This is a genomic window from Paenibacillus sp. FSL K6-0276, assembly GCF_037977235.1.
Taxonomy (GTDB): Bacteria; Bacillota; Bacilli; order Paenibacillales; family Paenibacillaceae; genus Paenibacillus_AQ.
This window is the reverse complement of record NZ_CP150276.1, coordinates 5,463,184-5,480,962: the sequence shown is the minus strand read 5'-3', so window position 1 is coordinate 5,480,962 and position 17,779 is coordinate 5,463,184. Positions and strand designations below refer to the sequence as shown.

General features: G+C 45.6%; 21 protein-coding genes. 17 read left to right on the top strand and 4 right to left on the bottom strand.

Annotated elements, in window-relative coordinates:
• Positions 1-8 precede the first annotated feature (8 nt).
• The 16 genes from MHH52_RS25800 to MHH52_RS25725 all read left to right on the top strand — a co-directional run bounded on the left by MHH52_RS25800 (position 9) and on the right by MHH52_RS25725 (position 11,358).
• The gene (locus tag MHH52_RS25800) at positions 9-2,042 is read left to right on the top strand and encodes a hypothetical protein (protein WP_340005196.1); all 2,034 of its coding nucleotides are present in this window, start codon (positions 9-11) and stop codon (positions 2,040-2,042) included.
• Between the two features lies 1 nt (position 2,043).
• Entirely contained in the window at positions 2,044-2,796 is a 753-nt protein-coding gene (locus MHH52_RS25795; RefSeq protein WP_340005194.1) for a LysM peptidoglycan-binding domain-containing protein, read from the top strand.
• Positions 2,797-2,805: 9 nt separating this feature from the next.
• Positions 2,806-3,768 carry a hypothetical protein gene (locus tag MHH52_RS25790; RefSeq protein WP_340005192.1) on the top strand — a complete coding sequence of 321 codons (963 nt, stop codon included), beginning with the start codon at positions 2,806-2,808 and terminating at the stop codon, positions 3,766-3,768.
• Between the two features lie 5 nt (positions 3,769-3,773).
• On the top strand, positions 3,774-4,070 hold the full coding sequence (locus MHH52_RS25785) for a DUF2577 domain-containing protein (RefSeq protein WP_340009831.1): 297 nt from the start codon (positions 3,774-3,776) through the stop codon (positions 4,068-4,070).
• Positions 4,067-4,498: a DUF2634 domain-containing protein gene (locus tag MHH52_RS25780; RefSeq protein ID WP_340005190.1), complete on the top strand. Its 432-nt coding sequence runs from the start codon at positions 4,067-4,069 to the stop codon at positions 4,496-4,498. Before MHH52_RS25785 ends, MHH52_RS25780 begins: the two co-directional genes overlap by 4 nt.
• Entirely contained in the window at positions 4,491-5,549 is a 1,059-nt protein-coding gene (locus tag MHH52_RS25775) for a baseplate J/gp47 family protein (protein ID WP_340005188.1), read from the top strand. Before MHH52_RS25780 ends, MHH52_RS25775 begins: the two co-directional genes overlap by 8 nt.
• 1 nt (position 5,550) lies before the next feature.
• Complete coding sequence (locus MHH52_RS25770) at positions 5,551-5,964, top strand: phosphoglucomutase (RefSeq protein WP_340005186.1); 414 nt, start codon at positions 5,551-5,553, stop codon at positions 5,962-5,964.
• 1 nt (position 5,965) lies between these two features.
• Complete coding sequence (locus MHH52_RS25765; protein WP_340005184.1) at positions 5,966-6,988, top strand: DUF2793 domain-containing protein; 1,023 nt, start codon at positions 5,966-5,968, stop codon at positions 6,986-6,988.
• Positions 6,989-6,999: 11 nt separating this feature from the next.
• Positions 7,000-7,335 carry a phage tail protein gene (locus MHH52_RS25760; protein WP_340005182.1) on the top strand — a complete coding sequence of 112 codons (336 nt, stop codon included), beginning with the start codon at positions 7,000-7,002 and terminating at the stop codon, positions 7,333-7,335.
• A gap of 3 nt (positions 7,336-7,338) precedes the next feature.
• Complete coding sequence (locus MHH52_RS25755) at positions 7,339-7,950, top strand: putative phage tail protein (RefSeq protein ID WP_340005180.1); 612 nt, start codon at positions 7,339-7,341, stop codon at positions 7,948-7,950.
• A gap of 11 nt (positions 7,951-7,961) precedes the next feature.
• Positions 7,962-9,323, top strand: coding sequence for a hypothetical protein (locus MHH52_RS25750; protein ID WP_340005178.1), 1,362 nt, complete (start codon positions 7,962-7,964; stop codon positions 9,321-9,323).
• Positions 9,324-9,341: 18 nt separating this feature from the next.
• Positions 9,342-9,731: a hypothetical protein gene (locus MHH52_RS25745; protein WP_340005176.1), complete on the top strand. Its 390-nt coding sequence runs from the start codon at positions 9,342-9,344 to the stop codon at positions 9,729-9,731.
• Positions 9,731-9,874, top strand: a complete 144-nt coding sequence (locus MHH52_RS25740) for a hypothetical protein (protein WP_340005174.1) — start codon at positions 9,731-9,733, stop codon at positions 9,872-9,874. Before MHH52_RS25745 ends, MHH52_RS25740 begins: the two co-directional genes overlap by 1 nt.
• A 94-nt stretch (positions 9,875-9,968) precedes the next feature.
• A complete protein-coding gene (locus MHH52_RS25735) occupies positions 9,969-10,373 on the top strand; it encodes a hypothetical protein (RefSeq protein ID WP_094871759.1) in 405 nt (134 codons plus the stop codon).
• The gene (locus MHH52_RS25730; protein ID WP_340005172.1) at positions 10,374-11,063 is read left to right on the top strand and encodes a M15 family metallopeptidase; all 690 of its coding nucleotides are present in this window, start codon (positions 10,374-10,376) and stop codon (positions 11,061-11,063) included. It abuts the gene before it with no gap.
• Positions 11,064-11,073: 10 nt separating this feature from the next.
• Positions 11,074-11,358 (top strand): holin, encoded by a 285-nt coding sequence (locus MHH52_RS25725; RefSeq protein WP_340005170.1) that lies wholly within the window; start codon positions 11,074-11,076, stop codon positions 11,356-11,358.
• Between the two features lie 103 nt (positions 11,359-11,461).
• On the opposite strand, the gene MHH52_RS25720 is transcribed toward MHH52_RS25725, so the two are convergent.
• The 4 genes from MHH52_RS25720 to MHH52_RS25705 all read right to left on the bottom strand — a co-directional run bounded on the left by MHH52_RS25720 (position 11,462) and on the right by MHH52_RS25705 (position 16,592).
• The gene (locus MHH52_RS25720) at positions 11,462-12,772 is read right to left on the bottom strand and encodes an MBL fold metallo-hydrolase (protein WP_340005168.1); all 1,311 of its coding nucleotides are present in this window, start codon (positions 12,770-12,772) and stop codon (positions 11,462-11,464) included.
• Positions 12,769-14,448, bottom strand: a complete 1,680-nt coding sequence (locus MHH52_RS25715) for an iron ABC transporter permease (RefSeq protein ID WP_340005166.1) — start codon at positions 14,446-14,448, stop codon at positions 12,769-12,771. The genes MHH52_RS25720 and MHH52_RS25715 overlap by 4 nt, the downstream gene beginning before the upstream one ends.
• Positions 14,449-14,453: 5 nt before the next feature.
• Complete coding sequence (locus MHH52_RS25710) at positions 14,454-15,533, bottom strand: ABC transporter substrate-binding protein (RefSeq protein WP_340009829.1); 1,080 nt, start codon at positions 15,531-15,533, stop codon at positions 14,454-14,456.
• A 90-nt stretch (positions 15,534-15,623) separates the two neighbouring features.
• The gene (locus tag MHH52_RS25705) at positions 15,624-16,592 is read right to left on the bottom strand and encodes an ABC transporter ATP-binding protein (RefSeq protein ID WP_340005165.1); all 969 of its coding nucleotides are present in this window, start codon (positions 16,590-16,592) and stop codon (positions 15,624-15,626) included.
• A gap of 166 nt (positions 16,593-16,758) precedes the next feature.
• On the opposite strand from MHH52_RS25705, the gene MHH52_RS25700 reads away from it, so the two are divergent.
• Complete coding sequence (locus MHH52_RS25700; RefSeq protein ID WP_340005163.1) at positions 16,759-17,652, top strand: LysR family transcriptional regulator; 894 nt, start codon at positions 16,759-16,761, stop codon at positions 17,650-17,652.
• The last annotated feature ends 127 nt before the right edge of the window (positions 17,653-17,779 follow it).

Genomic DNA, 17,779 nt, shown 5'->3' with positions numbered 1-17,779 from the left:
GTGAATGAATGGCAGGTATGCAAAACAATATAGCGGGTATACAACAAGTCTCCAATCAATGGATCAATGATATAACCAATCAAATTACAACTCAGGTCTCAGCGAATATCTCTAATTCCTTTTCCGCAACCTTGAACAGAATCAGTATGAAGATAGTCAATAAACCCGTGTACAACATCACTAACAATTACAGTGCAGCTTATACCAGAATTCAAGCTTCTATTGGAGGCGCTGTACAGGCACAGGAGAGACTGAACGATGCAGCAGAACAAGGAGCAGCAGGTGCTGAACAGCAGGCGGGTACATGGGAAAAGATTACCGGTGCTTTTGGGAAAGCCAAGGGTGTGCTGGAAAAAGTTAAAGGAGTTATGGAAAAGGTGCTTGCGCCTGCGGCCGAACAGCAAAAGTGGGAAGATCTTTTTAAAGTCAAAACCGGAAATGCTGATGTTGGGGTGGCTATGTTCGATAAGTTCAAGAAGAGGGCACTAGAAACCGGGCAGGATGTAAACAAGTCCATGGAAAGTGTCTTGTCGTTTTATCCTAAAACTCAAAATACGGATCAGTTAGATAAGCTTATGGATTATTCCACAAGGTTAAGCATGATGTCTCCGGAGGGGAAAGATATTGGTGATACTTCATCGGCGATTACATCTGCTTTTGAGGGGGATTCTAGTGATTTAGCATCCATGCTACAGGTGGATAAAGAGGATCTGGGTGGACTTGATCTAGTGGCCGGAACGGGCAATATGGAAGCCTTTTTGAGTACTTTGGGAGATATTATGACAACGTCAGGTATGACGAGTGATTCGCTGCAAACCATGATGGATTCGCCCGTTAATCAATGGCAAGCTCTTCTCGGAAACTATAACAACTCCCTGGCTGGCATGGGAGAAGGCGCTCTTGCAGCATTTTCACCGCTATTAGGCATTCTTAACGAGGCATTCTCAGATGGAACCTTTCAGCCTATTATCGAAGGGATAGCTATCGGACTTGCTTTGATTGCACAAGGATTCTCACAAGTCGTACAAGGTGCATTGTATCTTTGGAGTGTTCTTAGTAACCCTGTAGTTTTGCCGATTATTTTGGGAGTTGTTGCCGGAGTTATAGCCTTACAAATCGCGATGAATGCATCAGCAATTGCTACTCGAATTTCAGCAATTGCTACCGGAATTGCTACCGCAGCCCAAGGGATTTTCAACGCTGTGATGAGTGCCAATCCAATTGCACTAGTAATTGGGCTTATAGTTGCACTTATTGTAGCCTTTTTAGGGATAGTAGCTGCACTTCAACCGGTTAGAGATTTTCTGGCCAATATGTTCAGGGCACTGGGGCAGATTGTTGCTGAATTCGTAGGCTTTGTTATCGATCTTTGGACCGGATTTATTAATGGTGTTATTGGTGCCGCCAACTTTTTGCTAGGTAGTATAAATAAAGTAGTTGGAGCTATTGGCAAATTTATTGGTATAGAGTCGGAGATCAATCTTCATATTGAAGAGGTTGATAGCAGTCAGTTCAAAAAGAATTTGCAAATGGATATTGGGAATTCCTTTGATGCAGCTGCGGAAGTGACACAAAGTTTTGATATCAATAAGTTTAAAGAAAAATTGAATGTAGGTGGAAATAAGAGTAATAACACCACATTAAATCAGTGGAATACCTCCCATCCAGGAGATTTGTCAAAGCCTCCGAAAACGCCAACCGTACCTGATATTCCAGTAGTTCCTACGACGCCTGCGTTAAATACACCTTCAGCTACAGGTTCTTTTCAAAATGCAGGGGTTCCGGGTAATCTAAACACCGTTAACCGTGTAAACGAGCTTGGCTCCATCAACGACACCGTAGATATCTCCAGTGATGATCTGAAAATGCTGCGGGAGCTGGCGGAGATTCAGGCGATCCAGAATTTTGTGGAGCTTACGCCGACGGTGCAGGTGACGACCGGGAATATTAACAATGCTGGAGACATTGATACGATTATCAACAAGATCGGGCAAAAGCTGAACGAGGAGTTTGTCTCTACAGCGCAGGGGGTGTATACGTAACGTGGAAGAGTACGGGATTTTTCTTGGTTTTAATAATCAGGCGGAAGCATTCCGGCTGCCAGTCAACCCGGAGACCTTGGAGATTAAGGAGAGCGGGGATGGAAAATGCTATACTATTATCGATCTGGGTGAGATCAATACGATTGCTTATCCGAAGCTGACGGAGATCACAATTGAAAGTATCTTTCCGGCACAAAGGTATCCATTCGTATTGGTACAAGAGGACGGGCTGAAGAGACCCTTTGAATATGTGGAGCTTATTAAGAAGTGGATGATGAGTCGCAGGCCTATTCGTTTTGTATTCTCCGGGGTGAGCTATGCGGATGACACGAAAAAAGCTGGGGGGAAGCTAAACGACGCGAAGAAATGGTTAAAGCAATCATCGACTAGTGAGGATAAATCCATAGAGATTGATTTTGGTGTGAATATGGCTATGAGTATCGAAGGCTTCACTTGGAAGCTCAGTGCGGGTACTTCAGGGGATATTGAATATTCGTTGTCTCTCAAAAAGTATGTATTCTATCAGGCTATAGCTGTAAAGGTTGTCAACGATGAAGTGAAAGTAGAGCAGAAGCGGGCGAACGAAACTCCCAAACCTACTACGTATACCCTGATATCTGGAGACAGCCTATGGAAAGTTGCTAAAAAAATGCTGGGGGATGGCGGAAGGTGTGAAGAAATTCAGAAACTTAATGGCATTAAAGATAGTGAGCTGAGGAAGCTTCCCATCGGTAAGGTCATTAAGCTGCCGTAGGAGGATGTTATGGAACTGCTCGTGAAGAATAAGGAAGGTAATCTATGGGATATTTCTGGCATTGTCTCCGATATTTCTTGGAAAACGGCCCGCTCAGGAAAACCGGCAACGCTAGAGTTAACACTTGTGGACAGTGGAATCTATCAGCATCCCAAGTTCGGCATCAGCAACGGTGATATTATTCAGTTCAGCAAAGATAATGTGGATGTATTCTACGGGTTTGTGTTCAGCATTGATACAGGCTCGGATCAGGAGATTAAGCTGACTGCCTATGATCAGATGCGTTATTTGCTGGGCAATGGCAGTTATGTTTTGCAGGATGTTACGGCTAGTGATGTTATCAAAAAAATAACACAAGATTACGGACTACAGACAGGTGTGCTGGAGGAGACGGAGTACCGCATTCCCTCTTTAATCGAAGATGACAAAAAACTGATGGACATCATTATGGGAGCGATCGGCAGTGAGCTTCAGTATAAGGGGCGGTTGATGGCTTTTTATGATGACTTTGGTAAGCTAACGCTGCGAAAACCGGAGTCTATGCTGCTTAACCTAGTGCTGGGAGCGGGGCATTATCTGTACGATTATTCGCTCAAGAAGAGTATTGATGAAGATACGTACAACACGATCTTTCTATACAAGGATAATGAGAAGTCTGGTAAGCGTGATTTCTTTCCGGTTAGCGATAAGGACAATGTGAAACGCTGGGGTATCCTGCACTTGTATCAGAAGGCTGATGATAAAGCGAATGCTGCACAAATTCAGGAGAAGGCAAACAATCTGCTGAAAATGCACAACCGTGAAAAGCTTAGTCTCTCTGTACAGGCGATTGGTGATATGCGCGTAAGGGCTGGTAATTTCATTTATGTCCTGCTTGATGAATTTAAGACTCAGGTGTTTCTGGTGGATCAATGCAGTCATAAGATCTCCGGTGGGGAGCATACGATGTCCCTCGATATAAAGGTGGTGTAGAAATGATGTTGGATATTATAAAAAAAGCAAGCTTAGGAGCCGTGGGAAATACAAATCCCGTGGCTTTTTCTTATGGGACGGTAACGGAGGCAGCTCCTTTGCAGATCCAGGTGGATCAGCGGTTTATTTTATCGGGGAATGCGCTAGTGCTGCCTGAATCGGTAATGGAAAGCAAAATTGAGCTAGAGGGTAGAGAAGTAGTAGTGCGTCGAGGACTTGCCTCTGGTGATCGGGTTCTGATGGTTCGGATGCAGGGCGGACAAAGCTATATTGTTCTGGATCGGCTGGTGAACCCGATATGATTCCTGCGATTGGAAAAGCTGGACCGATAACTGCCCTTCTTGAAAGTGAAGTCAACCTTGAGCGTGGGGAAAGCCCCAGTCTAACATACCGAATGGATTGGGACAGAAAAAGGATTACAGGCCAATCGGATGGACTTGAGGCAGTGCAGCAGGCAGCGGCCAAAATTCTGCGAACCGATAGATTTGAACATCTGATTTACAGTTCGGATTACGGAACAGAGTGGCAGCTGGTTCTAGGTAAGGATCGGCTGTTAGTGAGAGCTGAAATTAGACGTGTCGTTAGTGAGGCCCTACTTCAGGATGAACGAATCCTTAGCTTAGAAAATATTGAGATTTCTTTTAACGGAGATAATCTAACTTTTGACTGCAAGGTGGTCACACGTTACGGGAATTTTCAGCTGAGAAAGGAGTGGAATGAGGATGTATGAGGATCAGACGTATGAGGCTCTTTTGGAACGGATGCTGGACCGGGTTCCGTCAGGTCTGGATAAACGCGAGGGCAGTATCATATATGACGCGCTGGCACCAGCAGCCGCAGAGTTGGCGCAGATGTATATCGAGCTGGACGTGAATAATAATCTTTATTTTGCAGATACGGCTTCCGGTGAGTACTTGGAGCGAAGTATCTCCTGGTCAGGAATTGTAAGACGTGAAGCGAGCAAGGCGCAGCTGAAAGGGATTTTTTATAAAGCGGATGGGGGATTTATGGATGTTCCACTCGGCAGCCGCTTCTCTCTCGATATGCTGAATTATACGGCTATGGAAAAGTTATCTCCTGGAGTGTATCGGCTGGAGAGTGAAACCGCTGGAGAAGAAGGGAATCGATATTTTGGCTCTTTGCTTCCAGTAGATTATATTTCAGAGCTCGCGCGCGGAGAAATAGCTGCCCTTCTGATTCCTGGAGAGAACGCCGAAAGTGATGAATCGCTACGCCGGCGTTATTTGGATTCAGCCAGACGCCCAGCTACTAGCGGTAATAAATATCACTACATGGAGTGGGCGATGCAGGTTGCAGGGGTGGGTGGGGCGCGCATTTTTCCATTATGGAATGGTCCTAAGACGGTGAAGGTGATTATCGTAGATGCCGAGAAGCTTCCTGCTTCTGAGCTGCTGGTAACTAAGGTTCAGCATTACATTGATCCGGTCTCTGGAGCGGGTGAGGGGCAAGCCCCTGTAGGTGCAGTTGTAACTGTGGCGTCGGCAACGGGCAAAAGCATTAGTATAAGCGCAAAAGTAACCCTTGCTTCAGGCTATGCACTGCAAGCTGTAAATGATGAATTCAAGGCGATTCTTGAGAGTTATCGCAAGGAGAAGGCTTTTTCAGCAACCTATATTAGCCAGTCTGTAATCGGTGCACTATTGCTAGCTACTGAGGGAGTCGCGGATTACAGTGAGCTGAAGCTTAACAGTGGAGCGGGCAACGTAATGTTGAACGAAGAAGAAGTACCGTTGTTCGGTAATGTTTTACTGGAGGTGTAGCATGGGTTACCCAGAGCAAATTGATATTTTTCAAGAAAAGCTTAATAAAAAAGCAAACGGTGGCAGCTATGTTATTGAAGAGAGATTACCGCTTGTAAATGGTGTTTACAGTGGCCCTCTAGCACATGACAACATTAATAACCAGACTATTGCGGTGTACACGGGGTCACAGTATTCCGGGATCGAGCTTCGCAATTTCACTGTGTCTTTTCCGGATGAGGCGCCCTGGCGGCGGTTGATTAAGATTTTTGCTGAGGTACCAGAGGTATATGTGACTTACGAAACCCCCGGCGATACGGTTGAAGCAGAGGATATTAACGGTCTGCAGGTGAGTCTTACCGCTGTCCAAACTGAAATAGAGCGTTATAAGAACAAGGGCCAGATTGACGGAGGATCATTCAGAAGAGAGGTGTAAAATGGCACAGACCATACAAATAAAGCGGGGGATGAAGGCTGAGCTAACGAGTTATGGAGTGTTGAAGGCAGGCGAGCTTGGTTTTTGCAGTGATACTAAAGAGGTTTATATTGGTGACGGTACTTCCAATTCCATGGTCGGAAGGGCGCTGTCCGGGCCAGAAGCCTCGCGTCCAGTTGCAGGATCCGTTGGCCGTTTGTATTACGTGACTACGGGTACGAATAGCAGATATTTATATTTTGATGATGGGGCAGCTTGGCGGCGAGTGAATGCGCAGAAGCTTAGCGATCTGACGGGTACCTTCGACGATATCGCCGATGGAGCAACCTATGCGAAGGTGCTTAAAGCGGATATTAGTGCGGGACATATCAACAAAGTATCAGATGGCACGAACGTAAAGACTGCGGCTGAGATCAAGACTCACATTGACGATGTGACCAAGCACCGGACGATCAATGATGCTGGGACTACGATTACAGACTTGTGGTCAGCGCAAAAGATTAAGAATGAAATTGAGCTGGCCAAGCATAACATTGAACCGCAAGCGTCGGTAAAAGATCAGAACTTGCTGGCTCCACCTGCCAGTCCGGTTGAGGGTGATCGATATATTATTCCAGCGGGAGCAACCGGGGCATGGGCTGGGAAAACGAATCAAATCGTTGAGTACCAATCTACTGCTTGGGTATTTTATGTTCCTGCCGTAGGCTGGACCGCTTACGTCGATGATGAGCAGAAGATTTATAGCTGGAACGGTAGCGCATGGGTTCGCACGGGTGGTGCACTACAGACCATTACAGCTGGGAACGGGCTGATTGGTGGTGGTCAAGCTGATGCTGTGACGCTGAATATTGGTGCAGGCAATGGGATCACGGTTACTGCAGACGCGATTGCGGTTACGGCTGGAAAAGGGATCACCGTGGACGCGGCTGGTGTAGCCGTAGGTGTAGATGGAAGCAGCATCGTTTACGACGCAGCGAATGGCAATAGACTTACCGTAGCCAGTATTGATGGCGGAACATTCTAGGGGGCGGGACAATGGCTTTAAAGACATTGATTCAAATACGCCGCGGATTGGAAAGCGCGATTGGAGTACTGGCTATTGGTGAGCTTGGCTACTGTACAGACACTGGGAAGCTATACATTGGCTCTGCTGGTGGGAATGTCTTGCTTGTTGCCGCGCAGAGTACCGGGGATATGCTGAAAAGCATTTACGATACGAATAACAATGGCAAGGTAGATTTCGCTCAACAAGCGGATAGTGTAGCTTGGGCGGGGGTAGCGGGTAAACCAGCGGTGTTTCCTCCGGCGGCACATACACATGATTATTTGCCCAAAGGCCCCCTAACCTGGAATCAACTGAAGGGGGTGTAGAGGATGAGTTACGGCAGCTCTTTATACAGCGAATTGCAATATTCCGCAGATAAAGATTCGAACCATCCGGGTGAAGTCGAGGCGCCTGATCTAATGCAGTATTTACCGGACTATTATAAGGATGTCCGCGAAATGGAGAAGCTTCAGGAGACCATCGGGCTAGAAATTGGTGGACTGAAGGTAGGCACTATAGATGTACTGGATCAGGCATTTGTTGAAACGGCAACGGTAAGTCTTGGACGTTGGGAGGCTGAGCTTGGACTAAATATCGATTCATCCAAGTCATATGCCACACGCCGAGAGATGATTAAGGCGAAGCTACGTGGAAACGGGACGACAACGCCGGAGATGATCCAGCGGACAGCGTCCGCTTTTTCAGGTGGAGTGGTTGAAGTTAAGGAAGTGCCTGATGAGTATCGTTTTGAGATTCATTTTGTGAGTACGCTGGGCATTCCTCCGAATATGGCAGGGTTGATTCAAATTATTGAAGAGATTAAGCCCGCGCATTTAGCTTATGAATTTGTGTTCAGCTATACGTGGTGGGACTCCGTTAAAGCTTTGACCTGGGAGAATGCTCACAGTAAGACATGGAACGAATTAAGAACTTATAGATAGGAGAGTGACACATGCAAACCACAGGGAATTTGGGCTTAAAAAAGCCAGAGGGAACAGATATTGTTGATATTGCCGATTTAAATGGGAATATGGACATCTTGGACAATGCCGTTACTGGCAAGGTAGATAAAGTTACTGGGAAACAGCTGTCCACGAACGATTACACCACGGTAGAGAAAACGAAGCTGGCGGGTGTTGCTACGGGAGCAACGAACTATACTCACCCAGCTACCCATCCACCAGCTATTATTGCTCAAGACGCTAGTAATCGGTTTGTTACTGATGCTGAAAAAACGGCGTGGAATGCTAAAGCCGGTACAGCCGTAGCTACAACTGCTATGAATGGCTTGATGTCTGCTGCGGACAAGACACTACTGAATAACAACACTGGATTCGGTACTACGGCTGGTACAGCCACCGCATATACCCTTACACTTAGCCCAGCACCTACAGCGCTGGTAGCAGGACTGAAATTTAGTTTCAAAACACATATTGCTGGCGGAGCTAATCCTACACTCAATCCTAATACTTTAGGGGCCAAAGCAATCAAGAAACCCAATGGAAATGGGGCAACACTTGCCCTGAACGGAGTTTACACGGTTGTATATGATGGCACGGCTTTTATCTTACAGGGTGAAGGGGGTGATTATGGTACAGCCGTAGCAGCGGACGTAATAGCGGGTAAGACGATAGGAACAGAGAATGGCCTTGTTACGGGCGCTATCGTTCAAAGGGCAAACGATTTAACCGCAGTTAGATACAACCCAAACAGCGACGGCACCGTATCCGCCGGAATTTCCACGGGCGCATATATCACAGATAGCGGTTTTGGTGCGGGCATAGCTTCTGTTAAAATATCCGACCCGAATTTAATACCCGCGAATTACCTACAAGGCAAGCCGATTTTTGGCGTGGATGGCGCTATTCCCACACATAGCGGTGATTTGGCTTTAACAATAAATGAGTCGCGGGAGACTTTATTTCTAATGAATATGCCTGTTACCTATTGGGCGGGTGGGCGGCCATATGTTGTAGATGGTAACTTCAGATCGGGTAATATCCGCGCAGGAACATCTATTTTTGGACAGGTGGGGATATTGCAGCCTAAACTATACGCGTCCGGTTCTTGGCCCGAATCGAACTACGCCCCACAAGTTTCTGGGTTGGGGTTCACGCCTAGGGTCATTATTTGCTGGCATGATAGCCTCGGTATAGACTACTGTACGTATTATTTTGCGGCTAAATCGACCACTACATTTTTTAGCAATACAAAAATAGTTATAAATTTGGGCGATAGCGGAACATATGTAAATGGCGACGGATTTAAGCTACACGCTGGTAACGGCGTAAAGTATTGGGAAGCTTGGGCATAAAGAAAGGGAGCGGTACAGATGGAAATAGGAATGAAAATTTATTATGACAAGTATACAGGAAACGTCCTAGTCAATACTGGAGAGCGATCCGGTGATGTGGTGGAGTCCACGCAAGAATATGACTTTGAGGTCTATAAAGCCCTAGCGGAGCGTGTACCGGAGACAATCGGAGTTATCGCGCTCGAATACGGCGAGTATGCGCAGGACTTTAGAGAGTGCAGCGGCTACAAGGTGGACGTCAAAACGGGAAAGCTAAAGTTTAGCTATCCAGATCCTAACGAAACTCCTGAGCAGCTAAAAGAGCTGCAATACGTCGAGCCTTTGACGGAACAGATGGAGAGCCTAAAGCAATCCCAGGCGGAACAAGATTCTTTGATTATGAGCTTACTACTAGGAGGAGAAATCTGATGTTGAGTAGCGCATACAATAACTTGTTTCTACGTAACTGGGTGAATAACACAGCTACCGAAGCAGATATTGATAAGGCCGTAACAAAGGGGTATATCACAGAGGAACAAGCCGAAACGATTAAAAATATGGATAAAGTATAGTAAGTAAACCGTAGCGCCTATGATGGCGTTTTTATTTTGCCCTCGTATCTCTACGAGGGCTATTTTATTTATCACTTTAGAAGGGGGCTGTTATATGACCATTGTGGGAGTGAATTCAGGAGGAGGCGATGCTGAAGCAGCGCCCATTGAGCACCGTTTAGAAGATGTTGAAAATAGACTAGTAGTCATCCAAGACGAGATTTTTAGATTTGGAACGGAACATCTAAGTTTTAGTAATGAACTTCTAATATTAAAAGAAAAACAATCGCGTCATGAGGAAGATGTGAAACAAATTAAACAATCAACGATAGAAATGAAAATTCAATTTAACGAGATTATGAGGCGTTGGGATACTTTAGACTCACGTGTGTTTCAGCTATTGCAACAATCCCAGACGGACAGCAAGAGCGAACGAAAAGTGTTTGTTGATCTACTTAAATACGTTCTGGCTGGTACTATCTTTGCTATTATTGCCTTTTTATTTAAAGGAGGGGTATAGATGCTCACTTTGTCCCAGATCAAAGAAAAATCAAGTAAACGCCTAACCAACCTACACCCCGTAGTCCTTGCCGCTGCTACTGTGCTAATTGAACGCTGTTACAAGCTCAACATTCCGATTCTCATTACGCAGGGTCTTCGCACAATTGCCGAGCAGGATGCTCTTTACGCACAAGGACGTACCAAGCCTGGAGCGATTGTTACCAATGCGCGTGGCGGGTATAGCTACCACAATTATGGATTGGCCGTAGATTTTGCTCTTTTGCTACCGAATGGATCGAGTGTGTCATGGGATATGCGCCGGGACGACAATAACAACCGGATCGCAGATTGGCAGGAGGTTGTAAAAGAGGCTAAGGCACTTGGATTCGAATGGGGTGGGGATTGGACTAGCTTCAAGGACTACCCTCATTTTCAAATGGCGTTTGCCTTAACGCTCACTCAGTTACGAGCAGGGGCAAGCCCCTCAACATCCGCAGTGGAGGCAGCTTACAAGACCATCAATCGGAAGGAGGAGGACTTGAAGGGTGACGCAATTGCAGTCGTAAAGGTTAACGGGGTTAAGATTGCAGATGGAGTACTTGAAAAAGGCATCACTTACGTTCCCGTACGTATTATTGCAGAAGCGCTAGGCGCACAGGTAGGTTATGATTCCGCAACTCGAACGGTTGAGATTACAAGTACTCACTAAGGAGGAATAAATGATGGAAACAGGAAAAATTTTAGATGATGTTATGGCGTTCGCCTCTATATTAGCAGTATTCGTACTGGCACTGGTTCAATTGGTCAAAAATAGCATCAACATCCCGCGTAATGCAGTCCCAATTATCGGACTATTGATAGGTTTGCTCATCGGTGCGGTAGCGTATCCTTTTACCGAACTGGATATCGTTCTTCGCCTTTGGGCTGGTGGCCTGGCTGGTTTATCTGCGACGGGGTTGTTTGAGCTAGTTTTTAAGGATCGCCCAGGGACGACGAAAGAGTAAATGGATAAGAGGTTCGAATCATAAAAAAGGGCTGTTCCAAAAAGTCTGAATAGACCTAAGGAAGAGCCCCATTGTTTTTCTCACGAGATTACATAGTTAAGCTTCAGAACGAAAGTGTGCTTCCAGGCAGCAAAGAGTACAGCCCTGCAAAACCTTCTCCATTTAATATAGAAGTGACCTGGTCGATATGCGATTTGGGAGCATGAACGAGCACCGACCGGCGGCTGGGAACCGTTTGGAGCATTTCTCGAATGTCCGGTAAGCCTTGGTGGACTTTATAGCGGATAAGTGAGATTGTACATTCCGTGTCGCTAGATTCTTCTTCCATATATTGTTTAACGAGACGGTGCCCGAAACTACCCGCCGCCAAATGTCCCGTAAAAATCACATGATTATCAGGAGAAGCAGAGAGATGATGAAAGTACTCTTGTGCTTTTGCCGACTGCATCATCCCGTCATTGGTAAATATGATTGCGCCTTTAAGATTCAACGATGCCTTTGCGCGTTCATCCGAATTAGATACAATACACAAGTTCTTTCTGTTAAAAAGCGTATCCACGCGCTGAATAGCGCCCTCTTTCAGCCATTCGGCCTTATCGCTCAAACCTCTTAAAGGTGCCATGAGCTCTTCTTCTACGATCAGCTGATCATCGGGGAAACACTCGCTTGCCCATGCGATCAATTCCTGGCTTCTGCCATGGATAGGCACTGGAAGAAGGATTGAACCCCCTTTTTGCAGAGTGTTACAGATCGCTGACTCTAATTGCTGTAACTTTACAAGCTGCTCATCAGGATCCGCGCCGTAGGCGGCATCGATAATGGATAGATCGACGACATCTTTAGCTCCGGCTTCCATAATTGTAGGTGAATCTGCCATGAGCAGCAGCGACTCCTTCGTATAATCCCCTGAGAAAAATACGACTCTCCTGTCCCATTCGAGGATCAGCCAAACCGAACCTGCTAAATGTCCGCTACGTCCCCATTGTACTCGAAGATTAGGCGCAATCCTCAGCCAAGTCTGAGGGGGAATATGCTCCTCTAAATACATGAACTGGATAGATTGCTTATCTATTTCTCCATAAGGTAGTGATGCGGACTGAGCAGCCACGTATTTATCCCATGCTTCGAAATAATCGGGAAGCTGTTTAACGGTAGCTTTCGTTGCCCATACCTTACCTGAATATCCGTATTTATATAGTAGGGGAAGTGCTATGGAATGATCCTCATGCGCATGAGACAGAAACACTGCCTGCAAATGTGGGATGATGTCTGTATCTAGCAGGGGGTATTCACCGGGGCCTTCTTTTTTGACACCACAATCGAGTAGAATACCAGTCTGCCCATCCTTGTCCTGCAAAAGATAGGAGGAACGGCCATGCTCTCCGGCCCCTCCCCAAATCGTTAGTGTGCTCATTGTTGTCTCCGCTTTCTATCTGGGCTTAAATATTCTAATACTAATAGTAATATAGTGGTAACTCCTACAGAGATTACTGCCATGGCCATCCCCATCGCTACTGCACCTTGTTCAAACTGAGCAAAAATATAGGTCGCCGATGTCTGCATTGAAGGTGGAAGAATGAGTAAGGAGGCTACCAGCTCCCGATTGGAAATGGTGAAGGTCATCATCCAGCCAGCCACCATCCCCGGAAGGATGAGGGGGAGCAGGATACGGCGAAACACATACAGCTTGCTTCCTCCGAATACTTGTCCCGCTTGCATAAGGGAAGAATCAATCTGCCCGTAGCTTGCTTTTACATACTGAACAGTATAAGGAAGGAAAAGTACGACATAGCTCAGTACAACCATCCAGTAGGTATTATAAAGCGGGATAGGCATCCAACGAGCATTCCACAGCAGGATTAGCCCTACTACAATTACAATTCCAGGGACTGTGTTTGGAAGAAAACTGAACAGATCTGTGATTTTTTGCTTGAATGTAGCCCCTTTTCCTACGGTTAAGGCAAACCAAGTCCCAAGAATAACAGCGATACTGGAAGCGACGATGGCTAATGTGAAGCTATTCAATAAGGCCTCAAGACCTTGAGAACCCGGTGATAGCAGCTCTGCATAATGTTTTAAGGTTAAATTGCTCCAAGATACGCCTTCTCCTCTTAGCTTCAATAATGAGGCTGTTATGATTGAGAAATAAGGAATGCCGATAGATGCTAGAAGTAATAGAACAACATACCCCCAACTAAGAACTCCTACGATTCCCGTACTTTTATAACGTTTTGTGCGCGTTCCTTTTCCGCCAATTAGGCGATAAGAGAAGTGGCTGCTAATTAGAGTCTGGATGTACCACATAACTAGACAAACCCCGAGCAGCAAGGAAGCTAGTGAAGTAGCCTTTCCAAAATCTATCGGCCAACTAGAGATATACTTATGGATCTCAGAGGTCAGAACGTAAAAGCCGATCCTACGACCAAAGGTCGCAGGAGTACCAAATTCGGCAATCGTTTTGACGAAGATGAGAAGGGCGCCAAGCCCATAGCTGGATAACAGCAAGGGAATGATCACTCTTTTGAATCTGTAAAAGAACGGAGCGCCATGAACAGAGGCTGCTTCCTCCAGATTACCCCCAATCTGCAAAAGCGCATTGTGCAGCAGCAAATACAGGAATGGGAATAGATGCAGGCTCATGATCAGCACCATCCCTCCATAGCTAAAGAAAGACGGAGTCAGCACGGAGGATGCGGGCAGAAACTGTTCCATATACCCACCCGTCTGCATAAACAACATCCAACCCATTGAACCAATGTATGGCGGCGTCATAAAAGGGATTAGTAGCACAACATCCAGCCAATTATGATGTCCTAAGTCCGTCTTAGCCATAATCCAGGCCAGAGGTAGTGCAAAAAGCGTAGTTAGTAGAATAACGCTTACCCCGAGCCCGATAGAATTCAGCAGTACTTCTAACAGATCATGACTACCCATAATGGTCCGTAGTGGCGCGGCTATATCCAGCTGCTCATTCGGATAAATACTGGTCCAGAAGATGAGCAGGAGTGGCAGCAGTACGAGCACTGTCAGTATAAATAAAGCAAGTCCGCCACTCACCCATTTAAATGAGCGCAAAGAGTTAATATTCATTACGCTTATTTGAAAATTTGTGTGAAGGTCGAGGAAACTTCGTCACTGTGTTCGTTCATCCATTCCCATTTCACATCAAATGTCTTAATTTCTTCGAGATTCGCACGATTCTCTGCTTTCACATCGGTTCTGCCTGGCAATAAGTAGGCTTTAGCAACTAGCGCTTGAGCTTCATCAGATAGAAGATAGTCGATAAAAGCCTTGGCATTATCCACATTCGGACTTGTCTTAATAATCGCGGCTGGACGTGGGCTGATTACCGTTCCTTCGGCAGGATAAACGATATCAACTGGTTCTCCTGCAGCTTTTGCTTTATAAGCCATGTAATCTACGCCTGCGGCAACGACAGATTTAGCGCCGGTGATTACGGGATCGAGAGCCTCCTGATTGGCACCCGCCATCGCTACGTCATTACTCTTATATTGTTTAAAAAGATCCCAGCCACTGTCCCCTTTAGCGCTTAAATATCCAGTCATGAAATCTAGAGCCGAACCAGAAAGCGAAGGATCTGGAATATTGACTGCACCTTTCCATTCCGCTTTAGTGAGGTCATCCCATGTGGTCGGAGGTGTGCTAACTTTTTTAGTATTGTAGACAATCCCCAGTGCGGATGCACTATAGCTAAAATAATTGCCATCTGCTGTGTCTGACCAATCGCTAACGAGTTTATCTGCATTAACCGCCTCTTTATATGGAAGTAATAATCCATCGTTCTTCATTCCTTGCATGGATGGAAGGGAGGCAAGAACGACAACATCGACTACTGGATTGGACTTCTCTGCTTCCATACGGGCTAATATTTTTCCAGTAGTGCCTTGGAACATTTCGACCTTAACGCCGGTTTTGGCTTCAAAGCCTTCTTTAATCTTATTGGCTAGGCCTTCAGGGCCTGCACTGTAGACGACAAGATTGCTACTCAGAGCTTTATCTGTTGGTTGTGGTACTTCAGTTTGAGCTGTAGTGTTAGCGTTTGAAGTTGGATTGCTTGCGTTAGCTGCAGGAGTGTTAGAGGAGCTACAGCCGGCTAGACTTGCACCGATTATAGTTGTTAGAAGAAGTTTACTAAGTCCTTTAGTGTTATTCATTGGTTTCAATGTGAATGCCTCCCTAATATTTTTGTGTGCATCTTGCTGCATGGAACAGCATCATATGGAGCTATTCCATGCAGTGGACGCTTAATTCAGATGATGGATCTGGTGCTCAGAAGCGTAGACCTGGATCGTTTCTCCAACAGGTAGACGTTGATCATGATAAGCGGTCCAAGCGGTTCGGTTCTCCATGTCCAGAATGACCTCATAGCGATCACCCATATAGCTCACATGTCGAATAGTCCCCGTAAAAGGAAGAGAGGAAGCATCCTCCTGAGACCAACGTAAATGTTCCGGACGAAGCATTTGCTTATCGGGAACGATCCAGTTGGATTTTCCAATAAAGTGGGCTACAAAAGGATGGTTTGGTTTCTGATAAATCTCCTCAGGAGAGCCTGTTTGTAAAATAGTGCCACCTTGCATCACGACTACTTCATCTGACATAGACATCGCCTCGGTTTGATCATGGGTAACATACAGAGCGGTAATGCCCATGTTCCTCACCAAGGAGGTTAACTCCAGCCTCATTTCATCTCGCAAGACCGCATCCAGTGCACTTAAAGGCTCATCGAACAATACGAGTTGTGGCCTAGTAACTACTGCTCTGGCAAAAGCAACCCGTTGCTGTTGTCCACCGGACAGCTGATGGGGAAAGCGTAGCTCGAGTCCTTCTAGCTTTACAGATCGAAGGGCCTGCTGAACCCTAATCCGTAAATCCTTCTTCTGCTTAGAGGCACGAAGTCCGAAGGCGACATTCTCGAAGACAGTTAGATGCGGCCAGAGTGCGAAATCTTGAAAGACCATGCCAAAGTTGCGGCTATGAATGGGGCGACTAATTCTTTTGTTACCTGAGAAAATAAACTCGTCATCCATTAGGATTTCTCCCGCATCCGGTGTTTCTAGCCCAGCAATCAGACGGAGTAGTGTCGTCTTTCCACAACCTGAAGGACCGAGTAATGTCGTAAAGCTTCCAGCGGGAATCTTCAGATCTGCAGCCTTCAAGGCATGCACATCCCCGAATTTCTTTTCCAATCTGTGGATTGTAATTTCCTTCATCTCTATCTACCTGCCTGTTCTTAAGCTTGTTCTTAGTGTAAAGGAAAAGAATTCCCGCTATATTTTCTGAATGTAACTGTGATATTAACTTTTTTGCCGATTTATTTTAACATTCATAGAATTCTTCTATGTTACCGTTTAGTGAATAGGCGAGGGAGTGAAGATCATGAACCTTAATTTAATCAAGCTGGAAATCGTAGAACTGCTAAATAAACATAAGAAAATAACCACAGTGGCCGATAAACTCGGGCTGAAGCAGCCCACCGTTACGTATCATTTGAAGAATTTAGAGCAGCAATTGGGGGAGAAGTTATTCGAATCCAGAATGGATAAAGTGATTCTTACGGAGAGCGGGAAAGCGTTTCTTCATTATGCTACTAAAATCAATGCACTAGCTGCAGAAGCGGAGCGGGTTGTAAAAGAGTTCAGTCAGGCGGGTCGGGGAACGCTTAAGATTGGTGCCAGTTACGTTCCAGCTACTTATATTCTTCCGAAAATATTGGGGCTGTTTGGAGAACAACATCCGGGGATTACGATCTCTTTATCGGTTAAGCCTTCACCTGTGATCAAAGATATGCTGGCTAGCCATGAGATTGACCTTGGTATTTTGTCTACAGAATCTTTTTATCTACCTGATCTGCATACCCAAGCCTTGTGTGAGGATGAGCTTGTGCTTGTTTTTGCACCATCCCATGAATTTGCCGCATTTTCTAATTTAAACCCAGCTATGATTGCGTCAGCGAGTTTTATACTACATGACAAGGAATCAAGTACACGCCAACTGACGGATAAATGGTTTGAGCGTGAGGGGAATGAACCCAGAACCTTTATTTTACTGGATTCATTGGAGGCCATTAAGCAATCGCTTATGAGTGGAAAGTACGTTTCTTTTGTATCACGGCTTGCTGTGGAGGATGAGGTAGCCAGGGGAAGATTGCTAATGCGCACCATTCCAGATTATAATTTTCAAAGATATATTTATTATTCGTATAACCGCGATCGTCATTATTCTCCGCTAATTGGCTTGTTCATCGATCAGATTCGAACGATTCGTATTTAAATACACATAATGAAGGTATGCTAGGGCCATTATATATAAGAAAGAATACATAAAATATAAGGACTGTATAAATTGAGAAATTGGTGTATAATCTTAGATACTGTGTCGCTTTACAGCGCAAAAAAGT

Coding starts and splice junctions, on each gene's coding strand:
- MHH52_RS25800 (WP_340005196.1), top strand. CDS start 9: ATGGCAGGTATGCAAAACAATATAGCGGGTATACAACAAGTCTCCAAT.
- MHH52_RS25790 (WP_340005192.1), top strand. CDS start 2,806: ATGGAACTGCTCGTGAAGAATAAGGAAGGTAATCTATGGGATATTTCT.
- MHH52_RS25785 (WP_340009831.1), top strand. CDS start 3,774: ATGTTGGATATTATAAAAAAAGCAAGCTTAGGAGCCGTGGGAAATACA.
- MHH52_RS25780 (WP_340005190.1), top strand. CDS start 4,067: ATGATTCCTGCGATTGGAAAAGCTGGACCGATAACTGCCCTTCTTGAA.
- MHH52_RS25775 (WP_340005188.1), top strand. CDS start 4,491: ATGTATGAGGATCAGACGTATGAGGCTCTTTTGGAACGGATGCTGGAC.
- MHH52_RS25770 (WP_340005186.1), top strand. CDS start 5,551: ATGGGTTACCCAGAGCAAATTGATATTTTTCAAGAAAAGCTTAATAAA.
- MHH52_RS25765 (WP_340005184.1), top strand. CDS start 5,966: ATGGCACAGACCATACAAATAAAGCGGGGGATGAAGGCTGAGCTAACG.
- MHH52_RS25760 (WP_340005182.1), top strand. CDS start 7,000: ATGGCTTTAAAGACATTGATTCAAATACGCCGCGGATTGGAAAGCGCG.
- MHH52_RS25755 (WP_340005180.1), top strand. CDS start 7,339: ATGAGTTACGGCAGCTCTTTATACAGCGAATTGCAATATTCCGCAGAT.
- MHH52_RS25750 (WP_340005178.1), top strand. CDS start 7,962: ATGCAAACCACAGGGAATTTGGGCTTAAAAAAGCCAGAGGGAACAGAT.
- MHH52_RS25745 (WP_340005176.1), top strand. CDS start 9,342: ATGGAAATAGGAATGAAAATTTATTATGACAAGTATACAGGAAACGTC.
- MHH52_RS25740 (WP_340005174.1), top strand. CDS start 9,731: ATGTTGAGTAGCGCATACAATAACTTGTTTCTACGTAACTGGGTGAAT.
- MHH52_RS25735 (WP_094871759.1), top strand. CDS start 9,969: ATGACCATTGTGGGAGTGAATTCAGGAGGAGGCGATGCTGAAGCAGCG.
- MHH52_RS25730 (WP_340005172.1), top strand. CDS start 10,374: ATGCTCACTTTGTCCCAGATCAAAGAAAAATCAAGTAAACGCCTAACC.
- MHH52_RS25725 (WP_340005170.1), top strand. CDS start 11,074: ATGATGGAAACAGGAAAAATTTTAGATGATGTTATGGCGTTCGCCTCT.
- MHH52_RS25720 (WP_340005168.1), bottom strand. CDS start 12,772: ATGAGCACACTAACGATTTGGGGAGGGGCCGGAGAGCATGGCCGTTCC.
- MHH52_RS25715 (WP_340005166.1), bottom strand. CDS start 14,448: ATGAATATTAACTCTTTGCGCTCATTTAAATGGGTGAGTGGCGGACTT.
- MHH52_RS25710 (WP_340009829.1), bottom strand. CDS start 15,533: ATGAATAACACTAAAGGACTTAGTAAACTTCTTCTAACAACTATAATC.
- MHH52_RS25705 (WP_340005165.1), bottom strand. CDS start 16,592: ATGAAGGAAATTACAATCCACAGATTGGAAAAGAAATTCGGGGATGTG.
- MHH52_RS25700 (WP_340005163.1), top strand. CDS start 16,759: ATGAACCTTAATTTAATCAAGCTGGAAATCGTAGAACTGCTAAATAAA.